Origin of the sequence: Sulfitobacter sp. EE-36 (assembly GCF_000152605.1) — a bacterium.
In the GTDB taxonomy this organism is placed as follows: Bacteria; Pseudomonadota; Alphaproteobacteria; order Rhodobacterales; family Rhodobacteraceae; genus Sulfitobacter; species Sulfitobacter pontiacus.
This window is the reverse complement of record NZ_CH959310.1, coordinates 2,670,800-2,691,886: the sequence shown is the minus strand read 5'-3', so window position 1 is coordinate 2,691,886 and position 21,087 is coordinate 2,670,800. Positions and strand designations below refer to the sequence as shown.

General features: G+C 60.1%; 15 protein-coding genes and 1 tRNA gene. 9 read left to right on the top strand and 7 right to left on the bottom strand.

The window, feature by feature from the left end:
- Positions 1 to 44: 44 nt before the first annotated feature.
- From EE36_RS15630 to fabI, 3 genes are all read right to left on the bottom strand, one after another.
- Positions 45 to 1,211 (bottom strand): aminotransferase, encoded by a 1,167-nt coding sequence (locus tag EE36_RS15630; protein ID WP_083776473.1) that lies wholly within the window; start codon positions 1,209 to 1,211, stop codon positions 45 to 47.
- 135 nt (positions 1,212 to 1,346) lie between these two features.
- The gene (gene gpt, locus EE36_RS15625; RefSeq protein ID WP_005853828.1) at positions 1,347 to 1,859 is read right to left on the bottom strand and encodes a xanthine phosphoribosyltransferase; all 513 of its coding nucleotides are present in this window, start codon (positions 1,857 to 1,859) and stop codon (positions 1,347 to 1,349) included.
- Positions 1,860 to 1,863: 4 nt separating this feature from the next.
- The gene (gene fabI, locus EE36_RS15620; RefSeq protein ID WP_005853827.1) at positions 1,864 to 2,670 is read right to left on the bottom strand and encodes an enoyl-ACP reductase FabI; all 807 of its coding nucleotides are present in this window, start codon (positions 2,668 to 2,670) and stop codon (positions 1,864 to 1,866) included.
- Positions 2,671 to 2,889: 219 nt separating this feature from the next.
- Between fabI and pdxH the strand changes: the two genes are divergently transcribed.
- From pdxH to EE36_RS15595, 5 genes are all read left to right on the top strand, one after another.
- Positions 2,890 to 3,495, top strand: coding sequence for a pyridoxamine 5'-phosphate oxidase (pdxH, locus tag EE36_RS15615; RefSeq protein WP_039912308.1), 606 nt, complete (start codon positions 2,890 to 2,892; stop codon positions 3,493 to 3,495).
- 72 nt (positions 3,496 to 3,567) lie between these two features.
- Positions 3,568 to 4,116, top strand: a complete 549-nt coding sequence (locus tag EE36_RS15610) for a cold-shock protein (RefSeq protein WP_174226609.1) — start codon at positions 3,568 to 3,570, stop codon at positions 4,114 to 4,116.
- Positions 4,071 to 4,580 (top strand): DUF192 domain-containing protein, encoded by a 510-nt coding sequence (locus EE36_RS15605; protein WP_050752205.1) that lies wholly within the window; start codon positions 4,071 to 4,073, stop codon positions 4,578 to 4,580. Before EE36_RS15610 ends, EE36_RS15605 begins: the two co-directional genes overlap by 46 nt.
- 74 nt (positions 4,581 to 4,654) lie before the next feature.
- Positions 4,655 to 4,731 (top strand) — tRNA-Pro (locus tag EE36_RS15600).
- A 640-nt stretch (positions 4,732 to 5,371) separates the two neighbouring features.
- Entirely contained in the window at positions 5,372 to 9,025 is a 3,654-nt protein-coding gene (locus EE36_RS15595; RefSeq protein ID WP_005853823.1) for a vitamin B12-dependent ribonucleotide reductase, read from the top strand.
- Between the two features lie 163 nt (positions 9,026 to 9,188).
- Here the strand turns inward: EE36_RS15595 and EE36_RS15590 are convergent, their stop codons facing one another.
- Positions 9,189 to 9,659, bottom strand: coding sequence for an Lrp/AsnC family transcriptional regulator (locus EE36_RS15590; RefSeq protein WP_005853822.1), 471 nt, complete (start codon positions 9,657 to 9,659; stop codon positions 9,189 to 9,191).
- A gap of 118 nt (positions 9,660 to 9,777) precedes the next feature.
- On the opposite strand from EE36_RS15590, the gene EE36_RS15585 reads away from it, so the two are divergent.
- Positions 9,778 to 13,194, top strand: a complete 3,417-nt coding sequence (locus EE36_RS15585; protein ID WP_005853821.1) for an indolepyruvate ferredoxin oxidoreductase family protein — start codon at positions 9,778 to 9,780, stop codon at positions 13,192 to 13,194.
- 99 nt (positions 13,195 to 13,293) lie between these two features.
- Here EE36_RS15585 and EE36_RS15580 read toward each other — a convergent pair whose 3' ends face one another.
- On the bottom strand, positions 13,294 to 14,001 hold the full coding sequence (locus tag EE36_RS15580) for an endonuclease/exonuclease/phosphatase family protein (RefSeq protein ID WP_005853820.1): 708 nt from the start codon (positions 13,999 to 14,001) through the stop codon (positions 13,294 to 13,296).
- Positions 13,998 to 15,362, bottom strand: a complete 1,365-nt coding sequence (locus EE36_RS15575) for a phosphatidylserine/phosphatidylglycerophosphate/cardiolipin synthase family protein (protein ID WP_005853819.1) — start codon at positions 15,360 to 15,362, stop codon at positions 13,998 to 14,000. Before EE36_RS15575 ends, EE36_RS15580 begins: the two co-directional genes overlap by 4 nt.
- A gap of 371 nt (positions 15,363 to 15,733) precedes the next feature.
- Here EE36_RS15575 and EE36_RS15570 point away from each other — a divergent pair, with 371 nt between their 5' ends.
- Positions 15,734 to 16,342, top strand: a complete 609-nt coding sequence (locus tag EE36_RS15570; RefSeq protein WP_005853818.1) for an outer membrane protein — start codon at positions 15,734 to 15,736, stop codon at positions 16,340 to 16,342.
- 151 nt (positions 16,343 to 16,493) lie between these two features.
- On the opposite strand, the gene EE36_RS15565 is transcribed toward EE36_RS15570, so the two are convergent.
- A complete protein-coding gene (locus EE36_RS15565; RefSeq protein WP_005853817.1) occupies positions 16,494 to 17,672 on the bottom strand; it encodes a pyridoxal phosphate-dependent aminotransferase in 1,179 nt (392 codons plus the stop codon).
- 225 nt (positions 17,673 to 17,897) lie between these two features.
- On the opposite strand from EE36_RS15565, the gene cysS reads away from it, so the two are divergent.
- Together cysS and cimA are read left to right on the top strand one after the other, a co-directional pair.
- Positions 17,898 to 19,361: a cysteine--tRNA ligase gene (gene cysS / locus EE36_RS15560; RefSeq protein WP_005853816.1), complete on the top strand. Its 1,464-nt coding sequence runs from the start codon at positions 17,898 to 17,900 to the stop codon at positions 19,359 to 19,361.
- Positions 19,362 to 19,467: 106 nt separating this feature from the next.
- A complete protein-coding gene (gene cimA / locus EE36_RS15555) occupies positions 19,468 to 21,084 on the top strand; it encodes a citramalate synthase (protein ID WP_005853815.1) in 1,617 nt (538 codons plus the stop codon).
- Positions 21,085 to 21,087: the final 3 nt, after the last annotated feature.

The following is a 21,087-nucleotide window of genomic DNA, read 5'->3' as shown; positions in this document are numbered from 1 at the left end:
TTTGCCCTGTCTATGCGGTGCGCGGCAGGGGGGCAAGAGCCGCGTTAGACCTGTGTTAGACGGTCAAACAGCACCTCGATGCCTGCGACATCCAGATTGGCAAAAGCGAGGCGCAGATGCCGCCCGCCGGTGATATCCTCTGCCGGATGGAACATGGTGCCGGGCAGGGTCAGCACGGCCGCCTCGCGCACCAGCCGCGGGGCCAATGTGGCAGAGCTTTCGTCAAAGGGATGCGAGAGATAGGCGAAATAGCCGCCAAGCCCCAAAAGCTTCCAGCCTCTCGCGTCCAAACGATGCATACTGTCGGCAATCGCCTGTCGCCGCGCCAGGATCTCGCGCCGCTCGGCGGCCAGCCATGTGTCAAGGTTCTGCATCCCCCAAAGGGCGGCATGTTGGCCGATCTGGCCGGGACAAATGGCAACGGTATCCAGGAACTTCTCAACCTCGGCAAGACGCGTCTGGGAGGCGACAATCGCGCCCACTCGGTGACCAGTCAGACGGTAGGCCTTTGAAAAAGAATATAAATGGATCAACGTATCGTGCCAGTCGGGGTCCTGAAACAGACGGTGCGGCGGGCCGGAACGACTGTCAAAGTCACGATAGGTCTCGTCCAGGATGAGGGCGATACCGCGCGCACGGGCCAGATCGAAAAACGCCTGCACCAACTCTTCGGGGTATTCAACGCCGCCGGGGTTGTTGGGCGTGACCAAGGCGATGGCACGGGTGCGGTCGGTGATCAGGGCAGCAGCCTGTTCCGGGTCGGGCAAAAGTGCATCCCCCACCGGCAGCGGCACGGCGGCGACACCCGACATATCCAGCCACATCTTGTGGTTAAAGTACCACGGCACCGGCAGGATCACCTCGTCCCCCTCGGCACAGAGCGTGGCAATCGCAGCGGCAAAGGCCTGGTTGCAGCCCGATGTAATCGCCGCTTGCGCGGGCTCTACCGCGCCAGCGTAATGGGCGCTGACCTGCGCGGCCAGTTCGTCGCGCAATTCGGGCAGACCCAGCACCGGACCATAAAGATGCGCATCATCGTTGTTCAGCGCGACATCAGCCATGGCCTGCCGCATGGCCTGCGGTGGCGGATCGACAGGGGCGGCTTGGCTCACGTTGATCAGGGGGCGGTCGGCGTCAAAGTGGACGCCCGTCAACCAGCGGCGCGCCTCCATCACCGGAGGAGAGAAAGTCGCAGCGGTACGCGGGGTCATGGTCAATGCTCCTGACTGGGCGAGGGAGGGGGCGCTTCGGCGAGCGGACCAGCGCAAAGTCTGACACGGCGCGGGGCCGCTGCTTCCAAATGGTCCTAAATCCTCGCCGAAGGCAGGTATCTGCGGGGGTGCCGCTTAGTCTTTTCCGCGGTAGGGCTCTACATATTGCAGCGCCATATCCCAGGGGAAGAAAATCCACGTATCCTGGCTGACTTCGGTAATGAAGGTATCCACCTGCGGGCGGCCCTTGGGCTTGGCATAGACGGTGGCCAGATGCGCATTGGGGTAAAGCTGGCGCACGACTTCAAGGGTCTTACCGGAATCCACCAGATCGTCGATGATCAGGATACCGGTGCCGTCACCCATCAGCTCTGCATCGGGGGCCTTGAGCACGACCGCGTCCGATTGATCCTGATGGTCATAGGACTTGATCGAAATCGTGTCGACGGTGCGGATATCCAGCTCGCGGGCGGCGATCATCGCGGGGGCCATACCACCACGGGTGATCGCAACCACAGCACGCCAGCCGCCGTCATCGGGGCCCATGCCGTCCAGACGCCACGCCAGCGCACGGCTGTCACGATGGATCTGGTCCCAGCTGATGTGAAACCCTTTTTCATGGGGCAGGCGCGAGGCATCCTTGCTCATGTCGTTATTCCTTTGCCATGTCTGGGGCGTCGACGGCTTTCATGCCCACCACGTGGTAACCCGCATCCACATGCAGATTCTCGCCCGTCGTGCCCGAGCCAAGATCGCTAAGCAGGAACAGCGCGGATTTACCCACATCGTCGATGGTCACGTTGCGACGCAGGGGCGAGTTATACTCGTTCCACTTCATGATATAGCGGAAGTCGCCGATGCCGGATGCGGCCAATGTCTTGATCGGGCCGGCGCTGATGGCGTTAACGCGGATGCCGTCCTTGCCCAGATCCTCGGCTAGATATTTGACCGATGCTTCCAGAGCGGCCTTGGCGACGCCCATCACATTATAATGCGGCATCACTTTTTCGGCACCGTAATAGGTGAGCGTGACCGCGCTGCCGCCGGACTTCATCATCTTTTCCGCGCGCTGCATCACAGCGGTGAAGGAGTAGACAGAGATATCCATCGACATCGCGAAATTGGCGCGGCTTGTGTCGACATAGCGCCCGCGCAATTCGTTCTTGTCAGAGAACCCGATCGCGTGGACGATAAAGTCGATCCCGTCCCAACGTTCGCCCAAAGCGGTAAACAGCGCGTCAATCGACTCTTCCGACCCCACATCGCAGGGCAGGACCAGATCGCTACCCAGTTGCGCCGCCAGCGGATCGACCCGCTTTTTCAGCGCGTCGCCTTGATACGAGAATGCCAGCTCTGCACCGGCATCCGCGAGGGTGCGTGCGATGCCCCAGGCAATCGACTTGTCATTGGCGAGGCCCATGATAAGCCCACGTTTGCCTGCCATCAGGTCATTTGCCATTGTACTTCCTTCGACTATGTCACTGAACTTTTATCCGGTTTATGCTATTGATAGTTTGGCATCAAGGCTGCACGGTGATCGCGGCACTTGAGAGGACGCCGTGATAGACCGCCCTGGCGGTTTCTAGGCGCGACAGTGTGTTTAGTTGTTCTAGTATGTCATTTGATGTAAGGCATTGTCGCAAGTTTGCGTCGATGCGCAAGGAAGGGGATCATGATCATGGAAGTGCGCAAAGGCATTTTTGCCGGTGACGATCCCTTTGTGATTGCGCGCCGCTGGCTGGATGAGGCAACGCAGACAGAGGTTAACGACCCAAATGCCATCGCGCTATCGACCGTGGATGCCGACGGTATGCCCAATGCGCGCATGGTGTTGCTAAAGGAAATCGAAGACGCGGCATTCGTCTTTTACACAAACTACACCAGCGCCAAGGCGCAAGAGCTGGATCACGCGGGCAAGGCCGCTTTCGTGATGCATTGGAAATCCCTGCGCCGCCAGATACGGGTGCGCGGCGTGGTTTCCAAAGAAGAAGGCCCGCAGGCGGACGCATATTACAAGTCGCGTTCGCTCAAAAGCCGGTTGGGGGCCTGGGCCTCTGACCAATCGTCCCCTTTAGCCAGCCGTGCGTCATTGGTCGCCGAAGTGGCAAAAGTCACCGCCAAAAAGGGGCCAAACCCAGACCGTCCACCGTTTTGGGGGGGCTACCGGATCACCCCGGTTGAAATCGAGTTCTGGGCCGACGGAGAGTATAGATTGCATGACCGTTTTGTCTGGCGACGTGCCGAACAAAACGGTGATTGGAGCGTAACGAGATTGAACCCATAAGGCGGCTTTTGCCGCTGATATTTTGTACGCGGGCACGCTGTTGCCTGACCTAGAGAAGACCAAAGGACATTTGTGTCAGAAGTATCCAGCAATAGCTCTGCCATTTCCGGCGTGGTGAAATGGTTTGACCCCGCAAAGGGGTTCGGTTTCGTTGTCTCAGACGCTGGCGGGCCTGATATCCTGTTGCACGTCAATGTGTTACGTAATTACGGTCAAAGCTCTGTCGCGGACGGTGCGCGCATTGATCTGACGGTGCAAAAGACCGAACGTGGGGTGCAGGCGACCCAGGTCCATGCGGTACACCCGCCCGCTGCCGCTCAGGCGATGGCGTTGTCGGATATTGTGGGCATTGATCCCGCGCTGGTGGCCGCCGCACCGCTGGAACCCGCGCGGGTCAAATGGTTCGATAAATCCAAAGGCTTTGGTTTCGCGAATGTGTTTGGCAAAAGCGATGACATCTTTCTACATATAGAAGTGTTGCGCCAGTCGGGCCTGTCGGATTTGCAACCGGGCGAGGCATTGGCGCTGCGGGTCATTAACGGGGAACGCGGCCAGATGGCGGCAGAGGTACATGCATGGGAAACGGTACGACTCGATTCATCTGGCACCGCGCAAAGCTGATCCGCGCGGGTCTTTTGGCCTTAGCCTCTCTGGCGATGGCAGGGGCGGCCGCTGCCAAATGCAGCGACACCAGCGTGGCGTTGCGCGGCGACTGGGGGCAGGCGCGCTTTAGCGTCGAGATTGCCGATGATGCCGGTGAACGTGCCCAAGGACTGATGCATCGCACCTCACTGGCGGGCAGCGCGGGTATGCTCTTTATCTATGAAGAACCGCAGCCGCTTAGCTTTTGGATGCGCAACACTTTGATTCCCCTCGACCTATTGTTCATCGATTCCCACGGTGTGGTGCAGCACATCCACCATAATGCGATTCCGCTCGACGAATCTCCGCTTGAGGGGGGCAGTGATGCGCTGCTGGCGGTGTTGGAAATTAACGGCGGGTTAAGCGCGCGGATGGGCATCACACCGGGGACAGAGCTGCGCCATCCCGCGTTTGCAGGGCGCAATCCGGCATGGCCCTGTTAGTTCGTCAGAAACTATCATTTTCTGTGAACTTAGGGCTTTTCAATCCGATTGCTTGGGGCTAAGTAGGCCGCAGTCGGGGCGTGGCGCAGCCTGGTAGCGCACCTGTTTTGGGTACAGGGGGTCGGAAGTTCGAATCTTCTCGCCCCGACCACTTTAAGAACCACCACATATAGTGTTCCTGATCTGCTTCATGCAGATCAGAACGCTGTATTTGTGTGCAGTCGTTCTTTTTTGCCACAGAAGCACGCTCTAAATCTGGTGAGATAGCCGGGATTGCGAACCTATATCTGGTGGCTGCATAAATTTTTATCATCCACAGTTCCGCCATGTTTATCCCCAGCCCGCTGTTTGGGATTTTGTGGATAACTCAAGCGATACATGAGCCAGCCGCGCTAAACCTTAGCGTTTATTAACTTTATCCGCGGTGTGGGAAATCACCCTCGTGATCCGCTGTCTGTGCATATCATTTCGCTGAATCACCGCGCCGACCGAAGCTTCAAAAAATGCCGATCCGGTCAAGATGCAACTTCCCTTATTTCGATAATAAAGCCGTTGACCCAATAGGGCTGCATACGCCAGTTTGTGTAAATCGACGGGCGGGCCACTACATCTGGTGATTGATCGGGGTGGCGTGCTGATCGGGTGAAATTGGGTTTCGCACTTTTGCGCCGGTTAAACGGCTTGATCCAAGACCAACCTGATGCGGGTGCGGGGGACGATGCACACCGGCGATAGGTTTGGCGGCCCGATCATGCCGCTGGTTGAGAGTTTGAAAATTTGGGGCAGCACTTATGAAAATCGAGAGAAAATTCACGCGATCCGGTCAGGATGCCTACGCAGAACTGGACTTTGTGAGCACAGCCTCCGAAATCCGCAATCCTGACGGGTCGGTGGTCTTTCGCCTCGATAACGTCGAAGTGCCCTCCAGCTGGAGCCAGGTCGCCTCTGATGTGATCGCCCAGAAATATTTCCGCAAGGCAGGCGTCCCGTCCGAGACCAAGAAGGTCAAGGAAAAGGGCGTGCCAGAATTCCTCTGGCGTTCGGTGCCGACCGATGATGCGACCATGGGCGGCGAGACGTCGTCGAAGCAAGTGTTCGACCGTCTGGCCGGCGCTTGGGCCTATTGGGGTTGGAAAGGTGGCTATTTCACCACCGAAGAAGACGCCCAAGCCTATTATGACGAGATGCGCCACATCCTGGCCAGCCAGCGCGGCGCACCCAACAGCCCGCAATGGTTCAACACCGGTCTGCATTGGGCTTACGGCATCGATGGTCCCGCGCAGGGGCATTACTATGTCGATTACAAATCCGGTAAGCTGACGCGGTCGACATCCTCTTACGAGCATCCGCAGCCCCACGCTTGCTTCATCCAGTCCGTCGCTGACGATCTGGTAGGTGACGGCGGCATTATGGACCTGTGGGTCCGCGAGGCGCGTCTGTTCAAATACGGTTCCGGCACCGGCACCAACTTCTCGAGCCTGCGGGCGGCGGGCGAGAAACTGTCGGGCGGGGGGAAATCCTCTGGCTTGATGGGCTTTCTCAAGATCGGTGACCGTGCAGCGGGCGCGATCAAATCGGGTGGCACCACACGGCGCGCGGCCAAGATGGTGATCGTGGATGCGGACCACCCCGATATCGAGGATTTCATCAACTGGAAGGTCATCGAAGAGCAAAAGGTGGCGAGCATCGTCGCTGGCTCGAAGATGCATGAACGCGAGCTGAACAAGCTGTTTGCCGCGATCAAAGCATGGGACGGCGCAGAGGCCGACGCCTATGACCCCGCCAAGAACGACCAGTTGAAGGCCGCGATCCGCAGCGCGAAAAAATGCGCGATCCCAGAGACATACGTCAAGCGCGTGCTGGATTATGCCAAGCAGGGTCATACCTCGATCGAATTCCCGACCTATGACACAGACTGGGATTCCGAAGCCTATTCCTCGGTCTCGGGCCAGAACTCCAACAACTCGATCCGGGTGACCAACGCCTTCCTGCACGCCGTCGAAAAAGACGCCGATTGGGAACTGCTGGACCGCACCACCGGACGCGTGTCGAAAACCATCCGTGCCCGTGACCTGTGGGAGCAAGTCGGCCACGCCGCATGGGCCTGCGCCGATCCCGGTATCCAGTATCACGACACGGTAAACGACTGGCACACATGCCCCGAAGACGGCGCGATCCGCGGGTCTAACCCGTGTTCCGAATACATGTTCCTCGACGACACGGCCTGTAACCTTGCGTCGATGAACCTGCTGACCTTCCTGCAAGACGGGGAGTTCATGGTCGAAGACTATATGCACGCCTCGCGTCTGTGGACCGTTACGCTCGAAATCTCGGTGATGATGGCGCAGTTCCCGTCCAAGGAAATCGCGCAGCGGTCCTATGATTTCCGCACGCTGGGTCTGGGCTATGCCAACATCGGCGGTCTGCTGATGAACATGGGCTTTAGCTACGACAGCGACGAAGGCCGTGCGCTTTGCGGGGCGCTGACCGCGATCATGACAGGCGTTTCCTATGCCACCTCCGCCGAGATGGCGGGCGAGCTGGGGGCCTTCCCCGGTCACGCCAAGAACGCCGACCACATGCTGCGCGTCATCCGCAACCACCGCAATGCGGCCCATGGCAAGACCGACGGCTACGAGGCGCTGTCGGTCAAGCCCGTTCCACTGGATCACGCAAACTGCCCGCAAGCCAACCTGATCGACATCGCCACCGCGACCTGGGACGAAGCCCTGCGGCTTGGCGAAAAGCACGGGTACCGTAACGCGCAAACCTCTGTGATTGCGCCGACGGGCACCATCGGTCTGGTGATGGATTGCGACACCACCGGGATCGAGCCTGACTTTGCGCTGGTGAAATTCAAGAAGCTCGCGGGCGGTGGCTATTTCAAGATCATCAACCAGTCGGTACCCGCAGCGCTTGAAAAGCTTGGCTACGGCTCGGCCCAGATCGAAGAGATCGTCGGCTATGCCGTCGGTCACGGCACTATCGGGAACGCGCCTGCGATCAACCACACCACGCTGGTCGGTCACGGTTTTGGCCCTAACGAGCTGGCCAAGATCGACGCGGCGCTGGCACAGGCCTTCGACATCCGCTTTGTCTTCAATCAATGGACATTGGGCGAGGAGTTCTGCACGCAAGTCCTTGGCATCCCTGCCGAAAAGCTGAACGACCCGACGTTTGACCTGCTGAAATCCCTGGGCTTTTCCAAGAAAGACATCGAAGCGGCCAACGACCATGTTTGCGGTACGATGACGCTGGAAGGCGCGCCGCACCTCAAGCCCGAACACTACGGCATCTTCGACTGCGCCAACCCCTGCGGCAAGAAGGGCAAGCGCTACCTGTCCGTCAACAGCCACATCTACATGATGGCGGCGGCGCAAAGCTTCATCTCTGGCGCGATCTCGAAGACGATCAACATGCCGAATGACGCCACCATCGAGGATTGCCAGAACGCATACGAGCTGTCGTGGTCGCTTGGCGTCAAAGCCAACGCGCTGTACCGCGACGGATCAAAACTGTCGCAGCCTCTGGCTTCTGCGCTGGTCGAGGATGATGACGAGGCCGCCGAAACGCTGGAAAGCGGCACCACCCACGAGAAAGCCACCGTGCTGGCTGAAAAGATCGTCGAGAAGGTCATCGTCAAAGAAATCATCAAATCGCACCGCGAAAAGATGCCTCAGCGCCGCAAGGGGTATACCCAAAAGGCCAATGTGGGCGGGCACAAGGTCTATTTGCGCACCGGTGAATACGAAGACGGCTCCTTGGGCGAGATCTTTATCGACATGCACAAGGAAGGCGCGGGCTTCCGTGCGATGATGAACAACTTTGCCATCGCCGTGTCCGTGGGCCTGCAATACGGCGTCCCGCTGGAGGAATTCGTCGACGCCTTCACCTTCACCAAGTTCGAACCCGCTGGCATGGTGCAGGGCAACGACAGCATCAAGAACGCGACCTCGATCCTTGACTATGTGTTCCGCGAGCTCGCCGTGTCCTATTTGGACCGTACCGATCTGGCGCATGTGCAACCCGAAGGGGCCAGCTTTGACAGCCTCGGCCGCGGCGATCAGGAAAGCGTTGCCAATGTGGCGGAGATCTCTGAAACCGCCGCCAACCGCTCGCTCGAGGTGCTCAAGCAGATCAGCTCCACCGGGTATCTGCGCAACCGTCTGCCGCAGGATCTGGTGCTGCTGCAAGGCGGGCAGGGGCAGGGCGACACGCAGACGCTTGACCGTATGATGCCACAGGCAGGCCAAGCCTCGGTCGCGGCCAGCATGGGGTCGACCACAGCGGTGTCCAGCGGCGCGGTCAGCATGGACGCCCGAACCAAGGCAAAGATGCAGGGCTACGAGGGTGAAGCCTGCGGAGAATGCGGCAACTACACGCTGGTCCGCAACGGCACCTGCATGAAGTGCAACACCTGCGGCGGAACGTCGGGCTGCAGCTAAGACAAACGCCCCGGCCTTGCGGTCGGGGCTTTCTACATGGGGCAGGTGCGCTTGCCCCTGACGCTGGCCTTGCCGCAGGCATAAAACAAACGAGCGGTGAACGATGAGCAAGGTCAGGCGAAACTCAGGGTGCCCCATCGGGCACCCTTTCTTCGTTTGGGGGCTACATCGGGATGCTCGTATTCCGTTTGATCTCGCGCAGGACCACGTTGGTTTGGGCGCTTTCGACGGCGGGGAGGCGGAACAGGAAGTCTTCGAGAAAGCGGTTATAGGCGGCGATGTCGCGGCAGAGGACGCGCATTTGGTAGTCGGCCTGTCCGGTGGTGGCATAGCATTCCAGCACCTCTGCGCGGTGTGCGATGGCTTTGATGAACTCTGCCAGCTTTTCCTGATTGTGACGCGCAAGCTGCACCTGCACCAGCGCCTGAAAGCTGTTGCCCGCTTTGGTCGGGGACACATCCGCGCGGTAGCGTTCGATCACGCCGGCGTCCTCGAAAGCTTTCACCCGTCGCCAGCAGGCGGAGGCGGACATGCCGGCCCGTTCTGCCAGATCGGCGTTGGAGATGCGGCAGTCGCGCTGCAACAGCTCCAGTATCTTGCGGTCGCGGTCGTCAAAGCGCATTTGGTCAGACATTTCATCAATCCCCTATATGCTGAATAAAACATTCGTTTATTCCGCGTGCAGGCGCAAGAGGGGGCAGATATTTCACGGAAACGTGGTTTGATGGTCAAGACAGCCAAGGATTGCCATCATGACCAAAGAAACCCACGATTTTTACCCCTATGCCTTATCCGACCGCTACACGCGCACAGAAGGAACGGTGTTTCTGACCGGCACCCAAGCGCTGGTGCGGATCATGTTGGATCAGGCGCGGCGTGATAAGCAACAGGGGCTGAACACCGCTGGGTTTATCTCGGGGTATCGCGGGTCGCCATTGGGCGCGGTCGATCTTGAGCTGTGGCGCGCACGGGATGTGACCAAGGAGAACAACATCACCTTTATGCCCGCGGTGAACGAAGATCTGGGGGCCACGGCGGTTCTGGGGGCGCAGCAGGCTGTGCTCGATCCCCATTGCGAGGTCGAGGGTGTGTTCTCCATGTGGTACGGCAAGGGGCCGGGGGTGGACCGGTCGGGGGACGCGCTACGCCACGGCAACGCCTATGGCTCTTCGCCCAAGGGGGGCGTGCTGGTTGTGGCGGGGGATGACCACGGCTGTGTGTCGTCGTCCATGCCGCATCAATCGGATGTCGCCTTTATGACCTGGATGATGCCGACGCTGAACCCCGCGAATGTGGGAGAGTTCCTTGAATTCGGGGCCTACGGGCTCGCGCTAAGCCGTTTTTCCGGCACATGGGTCGGGTTCAAAGCGATTTCCGAGACGGTGGAAAGCGGGCAATCGGTGGCGTTGCAGCCAGACCGCGCGTTTACGCTGCCCCAGATCACGCCACCGCCCGGCGGGCTGCATGTGCGCCGCTCTGACATGCCAAGCCCCGAGATCGAGACCCGGTTGCAGCATAAGCTCAGCGCCGTCGAAGCCTTTGTCGAGGCCAACCCGATCGACAGGCGTATCTATAATCTGGACAATGCCACCTTTGGCATCGTCACCACCGGCAAGGGCCATCTGGATCTGATGGAGGCGCTGCGTCTGCTGGGTCTGGACGAAGCCGCCTGCCGCCGTCTTGGCATCGATATCTACAAAGTCGGCATGGTCTGGCCCTTGGCGCGGCGTGATGCGCTGGCCTTTGTTGCCGACACGGAAGAAGTGCTGGTGATCGAGGAAAAGCGCGGCATCATCGAAAGCCAGCTGAAGGAATATTTCTACGACTGGCCGGGGCACAAGCCCGGTCGCATGGTCGGCAAACACCGCGCGGCAGGTGATCCGCTGCTGCCCTGGACCGGTGAGTTAAGCCCGCTGGCGCTGGTGCCCGTGGTGGCCGAGCGGTTGGACGCGTTCTTCCCCGATGAAAACCTGCCGCAAAAGGCCCGCGCGTTGACGGAAAAGCCGCCTGTCCTGCTGAATGTGCCGGGGGCAAAGCGCACGCCATATTTCTGTTCGGGCTGCCCGCATAACACCTCGACCAAGCTGCCCGAGGGGTCGCAAGCCGCATCGGGCATCGGTTGCCACGTCATGGCGGGGTGGATGGACCGCGAAACCGGTGGCTATGCGCAGATGGGCGGCGAGGGTGTGCCGCATGTGGTGGCCTCAAAGTTCAACGGCGGCAAACACCTGTTCCAGAACTTGGGCGAGGGCACGTGGTACCATTCAGGGTCGCTCGCCATTCGGCAGGCTGTCGCGGCAGGGACGAATATCACCTATAAAATCCTCTATAACGACGCGGTGGCCATGACCGGGGGGCAACCGGTGGACGGGCCGATCAGCGTGACCGGAATCGCGCAGGCCTGTCGTGCCGAAGGGGTCCAGCGCATCGCCTTGGTGTCGGATGTGATCGACAAATTCGACCGCGGCGATTTCCCCCAAGGCACCAGCTTTCACCCGCGTGAAGAGATGGACACCGTGCAGCGCGAACTGCGCGAGGTCAAAGGCGTGTCGGTGCTGATCTACGAACAGACCTGCGCCACCGAGAAACGCCGCCGCCGCAAGCGCGGGCAGATGGAGGACCCCAAACGCTTTGCCTTCATCAACCCCGCCGTATGCGAGGGCTGCGGCGATTGCTCGCTTGAAAGCAACTGTCTGAGCATCGAACCGCTGGAGACGGATCTGGGCCGCAAGCGCAAGATCAACCTGTCGAGCTGCAACAAGGATTTCTCGTGTCTGAACGGGTTCTGCCCCAGCTTCGTCACCCTTGAAGGGGCGGTGCGGCGCAAGAAAACCGGGGCAGAGGTCGATGTGGACGCGCTGCTGGCGGGTATCTCGCGTCCCGAACTGCCCAGCCTTGATGCGCCCTTTGATCTGTTGGTCACAGGCGTGGGCGGCACCGGCGTGATCACGGTTGGCGCGCTGATCACCATGGCCGCGCATCTGGAGGGCAAGGGGGCCAGCGTGCTGGATTTCACCGGTTTCGCGCAGAAGTTCGGCACGGTGCTTAGCTTTATCCGGATCGGGGCGCGCCCTGATGCGATCCATCAGGTGCGCATTGATCACGGGGCGGCGGATGCGGTGATTGGCTGCGATATCGTCGTTTCCTCTGCCGCGCAGGCGTCGGTCTACTACGGGCCCGCGACCAAGGTGGTGCTGAACCTCGCCGAAATGCCCACGGGCGATCTGGTATTGCACCGTGACGCGCAGCTGCACACCGACCAGCGCGAGAGTGTGATCCGCGATACCGTGGGGGGTGAAAACCTTGCCGGTTTCGATGCCAATGCGATGGCAGAACGGTTTCTGGGCGATACGGTTTTCGCCAATATGATCATGCTGGGCTTCGCATGGCAGAAAGGGTTGGTGCCCGTGTCACACGGCGCGCTGCGGCAGGCGGTCGTGTTGAATGGCGTTGCTATCGACAAGAATCATCGCGCCTTTGATCTGGGCCGCGTGATGGCGGAAACGCCTGACGCGCTGGCCCTGCCGTCGAGCAAACAGCCAGACTTGGACCGCGCCGCGTTGATCGCGGATCGCGCCGACCGGTTGCGGGCCTATCAAAACGACAGCTACGCACAGCGCTACCGCGACAGGCTTACGCAGTTCAACGCCGCCGTGCCCGCCGCCCATGCCGACGCGCTGACAGAGGTCGCGGCCAAGGCCCTGTTCAAACTGATGGCGTTCAAGGATGAATACGAGGTCGCGCGGCTGCACCGCGATCCTGCCTTTGCCGAGATGTTGGCGCAGGAGTTCGAGCCGGGGTTCAAGATCAACTACCACATGGCTCCGCCGATCGTGTCCCTGCGCAAGGACGCGCGGGGGCGGCCCGTCAAGCGCGCGTTCGGTGCATGGTTCACGCCGGTATTGACCGCACTGTCAAAGCTGCGACCCCTACGGGGCACGGCGCTGGATGTGTTTTCCTACACTCAGGAACGTCGCGAAGAGGTGGCGCTGATCCGCTGGTATGAAGCCTTGCTGTCAGAGCTGCCCGCCAAGACCGGCGAGTCAACGGTCGAGACGGTGCAGAATCTGCTGGCACTGCCGATGGATATTCGGGGCTATGGGCCGGTGAAACACGCCGCGATCGAACAGGCGCGCGCAGAGGAGGCGCGGCTGCGGAAATTGCTCTGACGGCACTTCAGAAATTGGTTTAAGTGTGGCGTTTGTATTATAATTATCAGTAGGTTATGTTGGCAGTCTCATCTGATAATTTAGCTGATTTCGCGCGCTCTACTGATCGGTAGAACGCGCGAAATCCAGCCAGATCGGCAGGTGGTCCGAGGCGCGGCGCGCATCGTCAGTCTCGCAAACGCCACCGCCCATCACATGCAGCGCGTCATCCACCGCGATGCGATCCAGTGCGGCCAAAGGCAGGCGCGCGTGATAGCTTTTACCCGGTGCGTAAATGTCAAAGTGATGCGCCAGACGCCCAAGCCCGACGTTCAGCGACCATTCATTCATATCGCCCGCGATCAACGTCGGCCGTTTGGACTGCGCATCCAGATGGGCAATGAGCGCGGAAAGTTGAGCGCGCCGCGACCGGCGCATCAGCCCCAGATGGGTGGCAATGATGCGCAGTGGGATATCGCGCAGGTCGAAGTCCACCACCATCGCACCGCGCGGCTCCATCCCCGGCAGGTTCAGGTGTTTGACCTCGATCAGCTCTGCCTCGGGGCGCAGCAAGACCGCGTTGCCATGCCAGCCGATGCTGACCTCACTGGGGACCGGCACCGCGATCAAACCGGTCTGCGCCGTCACCTGATCCATGGGCAGCGCCGAGGGGCGGGGGCCAAGGCGCATGTCGGCCTCTTGCAGTACAACGATATCCGCCGCGAGCGTCTGGATCACACGCAGGATGCGGGCGGGATCGCGTTTGCGGTCAGTGCCCATGGCCTTGCGCATGTTATAGCTGGCGATGCGAAGGGGGGCTTGGGTCACAAGATCGGTGCTCCTATGCGAAAGACGCCCTCGGCCAGACGGCGGGGCAAATGCGGGCTTGGCATATTCTCGTGGCAGTCTGCTTCGCGGGCCGTGAACCAGTCCGACAGGGTTGACACGCTGCGTGCATCATAAACGAACAACATCGCCTCAAAGTTCAAAAGCATACTGCGCACGTCGAAATTCGCCGTGCCCACAAGCCCCACATCGTCAATCAGCGCGGCTTTCGCGTGGATCATCGCAGGTTCAAAATATTTGACCTTGGCCCCCGCGGTATGCGCATCGCGCAGATAGCCGCCACGGGCGAAGTCCGCGATATGCTGGTTCGACTTCTGCGGCACCAGAATACGCACATCCACGCCGCGCAGCGCCGCGATGCGCAGCGCATTGGCCAGCGGCTCGGTCGGGACGAAATAGGGGGTGGCGATCCAGATACGGGTTTTCGCCAGATGCAGCGCGCGAATGATCCCGTCGTGCAGCGGGTCTTCGATAATATCAGGGCCCGAGGGGATCAGCTGCACCGTCGCATTGCCCGCGGTGGTAGGGGCAGGCGTTTTAATATGATCCACGTCTTCACCGCAGGCGACTTCCCAGTCCGAGCGGAAGACATCGCAGAATGTCTGTACCGATTGCCCTTCAAGGGTGAAGGCCAGATCGACCCAATGATCGGTGTGCGGGTGGTCTGACATATAGTGTTCGCCAATGTTCATCCCGCCTGAAAAAACACGGGCATGATCGGCGATGATCATCTTGCGATGATTGCGCAGGTTTAGGTGGCCACTGCTGGGCAGTTGCAGGATCGGCGAAAAGAACAGCACTTCGCCGCCGGCCTTGCGCAGCGCCTTGACCGCCTTGGAGGGGCCGCGCAGGGTGCCAAGCCGGTCCATCAGCAGGCGCACCTTGACGCCGTTGCGGGCTTTTTCGGTCAGGGCGTCGACCACGTGATTGCCGGTGTCATCGTCCGAGACGATATAGAACAGCACATCAATCGTCTGTGTCGCGCTCTCGATCACCTCCATCGCGGCGGCATAGGCGGTTTGCGGTGTATCATGCAGGTTCAGTCGCTGTGCTTCCAGCGCGGGGGGCAGGTTGAAGCTCTGGAACATCTCGTCCAGCGCATGCACGGGCGTTTGCGGGTCTTCTTTTTGGGTAAAGATAATAGGCTCGTAGCGTTTGCCCTGTTTGCGAAAGCCAAGCGCCAAGAACAAGGGCGCGGCGACATAGGGCATCACCACCAGAAACAGGATCCAGGCGGCAGTTGATTGTGGGCTGCGGCGCTGCTGAAGCAGGATGAAGGCCACGCCGAGGGTCAAAAGGATGACGCCAACGACCTCTATATGGGTGATGAAGAATTCGATCATACTCGTTTCGCCTCGATTATGCCGGACATGCTGTCATCCGCGCCGCATCGCTACCTAGCACATAGGGGGGTAAACGCCACTTTTCGCAGCATTTTCGCGGGATTTCCGCTGCAGCCTACGCGCAGATTGTTCCATCTTCTTGAAAATTTAATTTCGGGTGATTTTGGCGCATCTCCGCGGAACCGCGTTTTGGCCTTGGTAAAAAGGGTTAATAGCGGCGACGGGCCGCCGAGACGCCGTGCATTTGAGCAACAATTTTCCGATCACCAACCCGTGATTGGGAAATCCCGAAACCAGATCTTAGCTGCCGTGTTGTGTCGATGAAGCGGGAAGCACCCGCTCCGGTACAAACTGATCGAGGAGTTACGATTATGAAACGCACTATGAAACTTGCATCCGCAGCCGTTCTGGCATCCACAGCATTCGCTGGCGCAACATACGCCGGTAGCCTGGCAGAGCCAGTGGTTGAGCCCGTAATGACCGCACCCGTTCCTGCACCCGATCTGGGTGGCGACTGGACAGGCTTCTACACCGGTCTGCAACTGGGCTATTCCGACGCTGAGGTCGACAACGGTCTGGAAGGCGACAACGGGTCCTACGGTTTCCACGCTGGTTACAACTACGACTTCGGTCGCTTCGTTTTGGGCGGTGAGCTTGACTACGACAAAACAGACATCGATCTGGACGACGCTGCAGGCGTAACACAGGGTTCCATCGACTCCGTTGCTCGTGCGAAAATCAAAGGTGGCTACGACCTGGGTAGCACTCTGATCTACGCAACCGGCGGTTACGCTCGTGCCGACACATCCTTGGGTGACGAAGACGGTGCCTTCTATGGTATCGGCATGGATTACAAAATCACCGAGCAATACAGCGTTGGCGCAGAACTGCTTGAGCACAAGTTTGACGACGTAAACGGTGTTTCCGGTGACGACGCGGATGTAACCACATTCAACATCCGTGGTTCCTACCGCTTCTAAGCTGACACGCTGACAACTGGCGGTGTATCTGCCGAGGGCGTCGCATAACGGTGCCCTCGGCAGGAAATAATAATGTGCCAGTCAAAAAGGCCGGAGGATGATCCTCCGGCCTTTTTCGTATGTTGGAAACTGCGGCCGCGCGACGCTTTCGTCAGGCGGCGAGGCCCTCCGCGAAGTCGCATACTGTCGCCAGCGCTTGGGCAAAGCGCGTGTCCTCGATGGTCATCGCGACGCGGATATGGCCTGCCGCTGCCGTCCCGAAGCTTTCGCCGGGCATCACCGCGATGTGGTGTTTTTCCAGCAGCGCATAGGCGAAATCCTCGCCGCTCATGCCGGTGCTGCGCACATCCAGCATCAGATACATCGCGCCTTGGGCGGGTACGAGGCTGACGGCGTTCTGTCGCGCAAGAATATCCTGCGCCAGCAGACGGCGGCGCTGGAACGGCGCGGCGATCTCTGTCTCGAAACCGGTACCTTGGTTCAGCGCGAACAACGCCGCGTCCTGAATATATCCGGGCACGCCATAGGTCGTGTGGGTCGCCAGATTGGTCAGATGCTCGATCGCATCCACGGGCCCGACGATCCAGCCGCAGCGCGAGCCGGTCATCGCGTGGCTTTTCGACATCGACCCGACGACCAGAGTATGCTCCGCCATCCCGTCCAATGCGCGTGGCGAGAGATGCGCGCCCTCCCAGACCTGCGTGTCGTAAACCTCGTCCGAGATCAGCCACATGTCGTGATCGCGACAGACCTGCGCGATGCCTTCAAGCGTCTTGCGGGAATAGACAACGCCGGTGGGGTTGTTGGGCGAATTCACCAACAGCGACGCCGCGTTGGTCTGTTTCGCAGCGGCGGCAATCACGTCCGCACGGGGCTGGAACGCATCTTCCGCACGGGCTGCGATCGCATGGGGCAGGGCGCTGACACCGCGGATCGTACCGGGGTAGGTGGCGTAATAGGGATCGATATACAGCGCTGTATCGCCGGGGTTGCAGGTGGCCATATGCGCGGCAAACAGCGCGCTTTGACCACCCGGCGTGATCAGCACATTGTCGCGCGTCGTCGGCACGCCGGTACGTTCCTGCAACCGCGCGGCCACGGCATCGCGCAGACCCGTGGTGCCGGGGATGGCTGCATATCCGGTGTGACCGGCCAAAGCGGCGCGGTGCATATCTTGCAGGATCGGTGCGGCGGTGCGGATGTCATGTTCGCCAATCGTCAGCTCTGTCACCTGCGTACCCTGTTCAATCATCTGGCGGGCACGCAGGAAAACGCCCCAGCCGTCTGATCCGCCGCCAAGCAGCCCTGTGATGCGCGATGATAGTTGCATGCCGTCTCTCCCTCGTAACTTGAAGACGCAGGGGCGCAGAGCATGGTTGATTTGTCAATCAGGCTTGACCGCCAGTGGCGGGTCGGGCTACGCAGACGGCATGAAGATGATGCCACTCATTATTTGCTGTATTACCTGCTAAGACCTTCCGGCGGGCTTGCTCACATCGTTTTCTTCCCGAGATTTCTGTGCCATGCCCGCGCAATCCTTGCGTAAGGACGCGCCATGACCACGATCAAGCTGCACAACACGAAAACCCGCAAACGCGAGGATTTCACCCCGATTGATGATAAGAACGTGCGGATGTATGTCTGTGGGCCCACGGTGTACGACCGCGCCCATCTGGGCAATGCGCGCCCCGTGATCGTGTTTGACGTGCTCAACCGGTTGCTGCGTCATGTCTATGGCGACGCCCATGTGACCTATGTGCGCAACTTCACGGATGTGGATGACAAGATCAACGCGCGCGCAGCACAAAGCGGACGGTCGATCGGAGAGATCACCGCCGAGACAACCCAGTGGTTTCTGGACGATATGGCCGCCGTCGGCGCGCTTGAGCCCGACCACATGCCACGCGCCACCGCTTATATTCCGCAGATGGTCGCGATGATCGAAGACCTGATTGCAAAGGGCCACGCCTATGCCGCCGAGGGGCATGTGCTGTTCTCTGTCGAAAGCTACAAAGCCTATGGCGCGCTATCGGGCCGGTCGATCGACGATATGATTGCCGGCGCGCGGGTCGAGGTTGCGCCCTACAAGCGTAACCCCATGGATTTCGTACTGTGGAAGCCGTCGGACGACGCGACGCCGGGCTGGGACAGCCCCTGGGGCCGTGGCCGCCCTGGCTGGCACATCGAATGTTCCGCCATGGCGGACGAGCTGCTGTGGAAAGAGCCCCTGCGTCAGGACCGTCTATCGGATGAGGCGAAGAGCGCACCGCACGTCTTTGACATCCACGGCGGCGGTCTGGACCTGCAATTCCCCCACCACGAGGACGAGATCGCCCAAAGCTGCTGCGCCAATGGCACCGACGAGATGGCGCGCTACTGGCTGCACAACGAGATGTTGCAGGTCGAGGGCAAGAAAATGTCCAAATCGCTTGGTAACTTCTTCACCGTACGCGATCTGCTGGATCAAGGCGTGCCCGGAGAGGTGATCCGTTTTGTCATGCTCAGCACGCATTACCGCAAGCCGATGGACTGGACCGAGAAAAAGCGGGACGAAGCGACGAAGACGTTAACGAAGTGGATGGACCTGACGCGAGACTTAGAGCCTTGCGACCCTGCCGCCTTTAAGCCCGATCAGAAACTGATCGACGCGCTTGCCGACGACCTGAATACGCATCTCGCGCTGACCTATTTGAACGCTCTGACCGCGCAGCCGCAAAAACTGCTCGATCATGCGCGATGGCTAGGGTTTCTCAGCGACAAATCGCGGGAGGATGATGCGAAAGCACGTGCCGCCTACACGACAAGTTTCGGGAGCGGTGGCTCTGAGGTCGAGACCGAGCTGGCCAATCGCTTGGACGAGCTGCGGCAGATGGCTATGAAGACCAAGGATTTTTCTAATGTCGACGCCCTCAAGTCTGCATTGCTGGCAGCGGGGTGCGAGGTGAGGATAAGCAAGCTGGGAACCGAAGTTATAGCGGGTCCCACCTTCGACCCTACCAAGCTGGATGTGTTGAAGTGATCTGCGCCGGGTCCAGCGCTGGTGCTTGTGCGACGTGCGGGAGTGAGGGGCCAGCCCCTCACGCTCCCCGGAGTTTATCTGGCAAAATGAAGGAGGGATCGCTGCGATGACCCGCGAACGCCTTTATCTGTATGACACGACTTTGCGCGACGGGCAGCAGACCCAAGGGGTGCAATTCTCGACCGCCGAAAAGATCACGATTGCCAGCGCGCTCGATACGCTGGGGGTGGATTACATCGAGGGCGGCTGGCCCGGCGCGAACCCGACGGACAGTGCCTTTTTCGACGCAGCGCCGACCACACGGGCGAAGATGACGGCCTTTGGCATGACCAAGCGCAACGGCATGTCGGCGCAGAACGATGATGTGCTGGCGGCGGTGATGAATGCGGGCACGCGGACGGTCTGCTTGGTGGGTAAAACCCATGATTTTCACGTCTCGGCAGCGCTCGGGATTACGCTGGACGAGAACACGGATAATATCGTGAAATCCATCGCGCATCTGGTGGCGCAGGGCCGCGAGGCGCTGTTCGATGCGGAGCATTTCTTTGATGGCTACCGCGCCAACCCCGATTATGCGCTGACCGCGATCAAGGCGGCCTATGAGGCTGGCGCGCGGTGGATCGTGCTTTGTGATACCAATGGCGGCACCATGCCCGCCGAGGTCGGGCGCATCACAGCCGAGGTCATCGCCGCAGGCATCCCCGGCGATCATCTGGGCATCCATACCCATAACGACACCGAAAACGCGGTCGCCTGTTCGCTGGCCGCCATTGATGCGGGCGCGCGGCAGATACAGGGCACGTTGAACGGCCTAGGCGAACGCTGCGGTAATGCCAACCTGACCACGCTGATCCCGATTTTGCTGCTGAAAGAGCCCTATGCCAGCCGGTTCGACACGGGAATACCGATAGATGGTCTGGCGAACCTCACCCAGATCAGCCGTGCGCTGGACGAGATCTTGAACCGCGTGCCGACCAAACAGGCGGCCTTTGTCGGGTCGTCGGCCTTTGCGCATAAGGCGGGGCTGCATGCCAGCGCGATCCTGAAAGACCCGTCCACCTATGAACATATCGACCCCGCGCTGGTCGGCAACACGCGTATCATCCCCATGTCGAACCAGGCGGGCCAGTCAAACCTGCGCCGGCGCCTTGAAAGTGCGGGCTTGACCATCGCCAAGGGGGATCCGGCCTTGGGGCAGATCCTTGACGAGGTGAAGGCGCGCGAGGCCGAAGGCTATAGCTATGACACCGCTCAGGCCAGCTTTGAGCTGCTGGCGCGTAAAGCTCTGGGGCAGATGCCGGACCTCTTCGAGGTAAAACGCTATCGTGTGACCGTCGAGCGGCGCAAAAACAAATACGACCAGATGGTCAGCCTGTCAGAAGCGGTTGTCGTCGTGAAAGTTGATGGCGAGAAACGTCTGTCGGTGAGCGAGAGCATGGATGCCGAAGGCTGCGACCGCGGGCCGGTGAACGCGCTCAGCAAGGCGCTGGTCAAGGATCTGGGGCAGTACTCGGCGCTGCTGGAGGATATGCATCTGGTGGATTTCAAGGTGCGGATCACGCAAGGTGGCACGGAGGCGGTGACGCGGGTGATCATCGACAGCGAAGACGGGCAGGGGCGGCGCTGGTCTACTGTGGGTGTGTCGGCCAACATCGTCGATGCGTCTTTCGAAGCGCTGTTGGACGCGATCCGCTGGAAGCTGATCCGCGACCGCAAGGGATAGGAC

Excerpts from the sequence above, each read along its gene's own strand:
- EE36_RS15590 (WP_005853822.1), bottom strand. The coding sequence starts at position 9,659 with ATGTCTGACCAAATGCGCTTTGACGACCGCGACCGCAAGATACTGGAG.
- EE36_RS15570 (WP_005853818.1), top strand. The coding sequence starts at position 15,734 with ATGAAACGCACTATGAAACTTGCATCCGCAGCCGTTCTGGCATCCACA.
- EE36_RS15565 (WP_005853817.1), bottom strand. The coding sequence starts at position 17,672 with ATGCAACTATCATCGCGCATCACAGGGCTGCTTGGCGGCGGATCAGAC.
- cimA (WP_005853815.1), top strand. The coding sequence starts at position 19,468 with ATGACCCGCGAACGCCTTTATCTGTATGACACGACTTTGCGCGACGGG.
- EE36_RS15605 (WP_050752205.1), top strand. The coding sequence starts at position 4,071 with ATGGGAAACGGTACGACTCGATTCATCTGGCACCGCGCAAAGCTGATC.
- EE36_RS15585 (WP_005853821.1), top strand. The coding sequence starts at position 9,778 with ATGACCAAAGAAACCCACGATTTTTACCCCTATGCCTTATCCGACCGC.
- pdxH (WP_039912308.1), top strand. The coding sequence starts at position 2,890 with ATGGAAGTGCGCAAAGGCATTTTTGCCGGTGACGATCCCTTTGTGATT.
- gpt (WP_005853828.1), bottom strand. The coding sequence starts at position 1,859 with ATGAGCAAGGATGCCTCGCGCCTGCCCCATGAAAAAGGGTTTCACATC.
- EE36_RS15595 (WP_005853823.1), top strand. The coding sequence starts at position 5,372 with ATGAAAATCGAGAGAAAATTCACGCGATCCGGTCAGGATGCCTACGCA.
- EE36_RS15630 (WP_083776473.1), bottom strand. The coding sequence starts at position 1,211 with ATGACCCCGCGTACCGCTGCGACTTTCTCTCCTCCGGTGATGGAGGCG.
- cysS (WP_005853816.1), top strand. The coding sequence starts at position 17,898 with ATGACCACGATCAAGCTGCACAACACGAAAACCCGCAAACGCGAGGAT.
- fabI (WP_005853827.1), bottom strand. The coding sequence starts at position 2,670 with ATGGCAAATGACCTGATGGCAGGCAAACGTGGGCTTATCATGGGCCTC.
- EE36_RS15575 (WP_005853819.1), bottom strand. The coding sequence starts at position 15,362 with ATGATCGAATTCTTCATCACCCATATAGAGGTCGTTGGCGTCATCCTT.